This is a genomic window from Mesorhizobium sp. M7A.F.Ca.CA.004.06.1.1 (assembly GCF_003999135.1).
Lineage (GTDB): Bacteria > Pseudomonadota > Alphaproteobacteria > Rhizobiales > Rhizobiaceae > Mesorhizobium.
The window spans coordinates 1-4015 of sequence record NZ_RZPQ01000553.1; the positions used below are offsets into that span (position 1 = coordinate 1).

Consider the following 4015-nt stretch of genomic DNA (forward strand, 5'->3'; position numbering starts at 1 on the left):
GAGATGTCCGGCAGGACAGAGGGGGGCGCTGTCCCGCCGGCATTTCGAATAATTGAACCTACTTCCCCGGCCGTCCCGTCTTCCCCGGCCGGCGTTTGTCGCGGCGTGCGTCGCCTGGATCCTCGTATGAGCCGATGCCGGCGCGCTGGCGAACGATTGGCTTAGCGGAATCGTCGCGTTCCTTCGCGTCCCCCTCTGCCCTGCCGGGCATCTCCCCCACTTGGGGGGAGATTGGCTGCGGCTTGGCCGGCACTTTTCCTTCGACCGGCTTTTCCGTCCGCCGCACGGTCATTTCATCGAGCGAGTTCTTCTTGAACAGCGGCTTGACCGGCTCGCCGGGTATGCCGAAATCGGAGCCATGCGCCTCTTCAGCCGACTGTTTCTTGAACAGCGAGCGTGACACCGCGCCGGCCGGCGTCGGCATGTCGGTGCCCGGGCCCATATCGTCGATCGAGGGTTTCGAAAACAGCGGTTTTTTCACCGGTACGGCGCCGTCGGCGCCCATCTCGTCGAGATCAGGCTTGCGGAAGAGGTTGGGCCGGGCAGCCCTGGCGGCCTCTTCGGCGGCGCGCGCTTCGTCGAACTTGCGGAAACGCTCCTGTTCTTCTGCTGTCCGATGTTTGGCCACGCCCTTGTTGTGCTTGCCCTTTTCGCGGCCGGAGGCCGGGCTTTCCATGTCGGCGTATTTGGCCAGCGGGTCTTCGGAGATGGACAGTTCCATCTCACGCAGGCGCTTGATCTCGTCGCGGATGCGGGCCGCCTTCTCGAAGTCGAGATTGGCTGCGGCATCGCGCATCTGCTTTTCCATCGCGTCGAGATGGGCCTTGAGGTTGTTGCCCATCATGGCGCCGGCACTGTCGGTGAACTGCGAGATGTCGGCGCGGACGTGGTCCTTCTCGTAGACCGAATCCAGAATATCGGAGATGCGCGACTTGACCGATTCCGGGGTGATGCCGTTGGCCTCGTTCCACTCCACCTGCTTTTCGCGGCGGCGGTTGGTTTCGGCCATCGCCCGTTCCATCGAGCCGGTCACCTGGTCGGCATAGAGGATGACCTTGCCGTCGACGTTTCTGGCGGCGCGGCCGATGGTCTGGATCAGCGAGGTTTCCGAGCGCAGGAAACCTTCCTTGTCGGCGTCGAGAATGGCGACGAAGCCGCATTCGGGAATGTCGAGGCCTTCGCGCAGCAGGTTGATGCCGACCAGCACGTCGAAGGCGCCGAGGCGCAGATCGCGCAGGATCTCGATGCGCTCCAGCGTGTCGATGTCGGAGTGCATGTAGCGCACGCGGATGCCTTGTTCATGCAGATATTCGGTCAAATCCTCGGCCATGCGCTTGGTCAGCACCGTCACCAGCGTGCGGTAGCCGGCCTTGGTGGTGTCACGGATTTCGCCGACGACATCGTCGACCTGGGTCTTGGCCGGGCGGACCTCGACCGGCGGATCGATCAGGCCGGTCGGGCGGATGACCTGCTCGGCGAAGACGCCGCCGGCCTGCTCCATTTCCCAGCCGCCGGGGGTCGCCGAGACGGCGACCGAAAGCGGACGCATGGCATCCCATTCCTCGAAGCGCAGCGGCCGGTTGTCCATGCAGGACGGCAGACGGAAGCCGTATTCGGCCAGTGTCGCCTTGCGGCGAAAGTCGCCGCGATACATGCCGCCGATCTGCGGCACGGTGACATGGCTTTCATCGATGAAGACCAGCGCGTTGTCGGGAATGTACTCGAACAGCGTCGGCGGCGGATCACCCGGCTGGCGGCCGGTGAGATAGCGCGAATAGTTCTCGATGCCGGCGCAGGAGCCGGTGGCTTCCAGCATCTCGAGGTCGAAGCGGCAGCGCTGTTCCAGCCGCTGCGCCTCAAGCAGGCGGCCGGCCCGCTCGAGTTCGACCAGCCGGTGCTTGAGCTCTTCCTTGATCGACTTGATCGCCTGGTTCAGCGTCGGGCGCGGCGTCACATAGTGCGAATTGGCGTAGATCTTGACGCTTTTCAGCTCGCCGGTCTTCTGGCCGGTGAGCGGGTCGAACTCGGTGATCTGCTCGATCTCGTCGCCGAACATCGAGATGCGCCAGGCGCGGTCTTCCAGGTGGGCCGGGAAGATCTCGATCGTGTCGCCGCGCACGCGGAACGAGCCGCGAACGAAATTGATGTCCTGGCGCTTGTACTGCTGGGCGACGAGATCGGCGAGCAGCGCGCGCTGGTCGAGCCGATCGCCGATCTGCATCTGGAAGGTCATCGCCGTATAGGTTTCGACCGAGCCGATACCGTAGATGCAGGACACCGAGGCGACGATGATGACGTCGTCGCGCTCGAGCAGCGAACGCGTCGCCGAATGGCGCATGCGGTCGATCTGCTCGTTGATCGAAGATTCCTTCTCGATGAAGGTGTCGGTGCGCGGGACGTAGGCTTCCGGCTGGTAATAGTCGTAGTAGGAGACGAAATACTCGACGGCGTTTTCCGGGAAGAATTTCTTGAACTCGGAATAGAGCTGCGCCGCCAGCGTCTTGTTCGGCGCCAGGATCAAGGCAGGGCGCTGCGTCTCCTCGATCACCTTGGCCATGGTGAAGGTTTTTCCGGAGCCGGTGACGCCGAGCAGCACCTGGGTCCGGTCGTTGTTGTCGACGCCTTCGACCAGATCCTTGATCGCGGTCGGCTGATCGCCGGCCGGCTCGAAATCCGAAACCATCTTGATGGCAATGCCACCTTCGGATTTTTCCGGGCGGGCGGGGCGATGCGGCGTCCACAGCACACCGTCCTTGTGCAGCGGATTGCCGGATTCGATCAACGCCGAAAGGGCGGCTACCGTCGCGGTGACGCTGCCCGAAGCCATGGTCTCGGCGTCTTCCAGCGAAATGTCGAGACCCGCGACCGGGTTGAGGCCCGCTGCCGTGCGCTCCCTCGCCGTCGCCGCCCCACCCATCGAGGTGCCGCGCGAACTGCGTCCCGGCGAGCTTGAACGCTCGGGTATCTTCTTCGACGGCTTCGGCGATTTGCCGCCGTCGCCCTTGCCGGCAAGACGCCCTTCCTTCTCGGCCTCCTGCTCGATCTGCTCGGCCCAGTCCGCGATCGAACCGGTCAGCGGCGTGCCAGAGAGCTCCGGCTGCGGCATCTCGGCGAAGCCGCCTCTGTGCAGCGGCTCCGAAGCGTCGAGGAAATCGGTCAGCGGACTGCGCCGCTTCGGCGCGGCGCGGTCGTCATTCGCCGTCGGCGGCGTTTTTTTGTCGGGAGATTTGGCCATGTCCCGAATATGGGATTTCCTGGCCAAAATGGAAAGAGCGCGGTGGGGAGAGGCGTGCCGGACAGCGCTGCTCCTGACAGCAGGCTGTCAGGAGCAGGCGGGAAGGTACGCCCGAAAGCCTCTTGTCGCTACACGCCCCTGGCGGCTGATGCGACCTGCGTAGCCGACCCGTTCAGGCGCGGCACCACGACGAGGCGTTTGATCTTGCCCTTCTTGAAGGCGGCGAGGAAACGCGCATAATCCTTGAAGGCGACGCAGCCGCTCGACTGGGCGTAGCGGCCCCGAAGCAGATACGTATGGGCCAGAAACCCGTCGCGATTGTACTTGTTGCGGCCATCGACCGGCGTCAGGCGCAAGGCCTCCACACCATGAAAGCGCGACTCGCGCAGCGACAGATTGTAGGTGTTGGGCGGTGTCGGTCCGCGGTTCTTCTGGTCGGCATAGCGCGGCTGGTCCGTCATCGCGCCGATGCCAGAATGCGCCTCGAGCCTTGAGCCGTCAGGCATGTAGACGGTGGCGGCGCTGATATCGTAGACGGCGACGCCATTGCCGGCGCCGCTTCTGGATCCCGGCGAGTTGAACAGGTTCCTGAACGCCTTGCCAAGGCCGCCCGAAGGCGTGTCCGGCTTGGCGTAGGCCAGCACATCGCCGCCATCGGCCGGCCGGCCTTGCCGCGCCGGTTTTGCCGGCTGGGCCTGCTGGACCGTCTCACGCGCCGGCTTCGATTGCTGGGCGGGCTTGGGCTGCTGAACAGATTTGGGCTGCTGGACCGGCTTAGGC

At 64.5% G+C, this 4015-nt stretch carries 2 protein-coding genes; both read right to left on the bottom strand.

The window, feature by feature from the left end:
• Positions 1-58: 58 nt before the first annotated feature.
• Positions 59-3235 carry an excinuclease ABC subunit UvrB gene (gene uvrB / locus EN906_RS25560; RefSeq protein ID WP_127328348.1) on the bottom strand — a complete coding sequence of 1059 codons (3177 nt, stop codon included), beginning with the start codon at positions 3233-3235 and terminating at the stop codon, positions 59-61.
• A gap of 128 nt (positions 3236-3363) precedes the next feature.
• On the bottom strand, positions 3364-4015 hold a 652-nt coding region (locus EN906_RS25565), incomplete at its 5' end, for a DUF2778 domain-containing protein (RefSeq protein WP_164777353.1).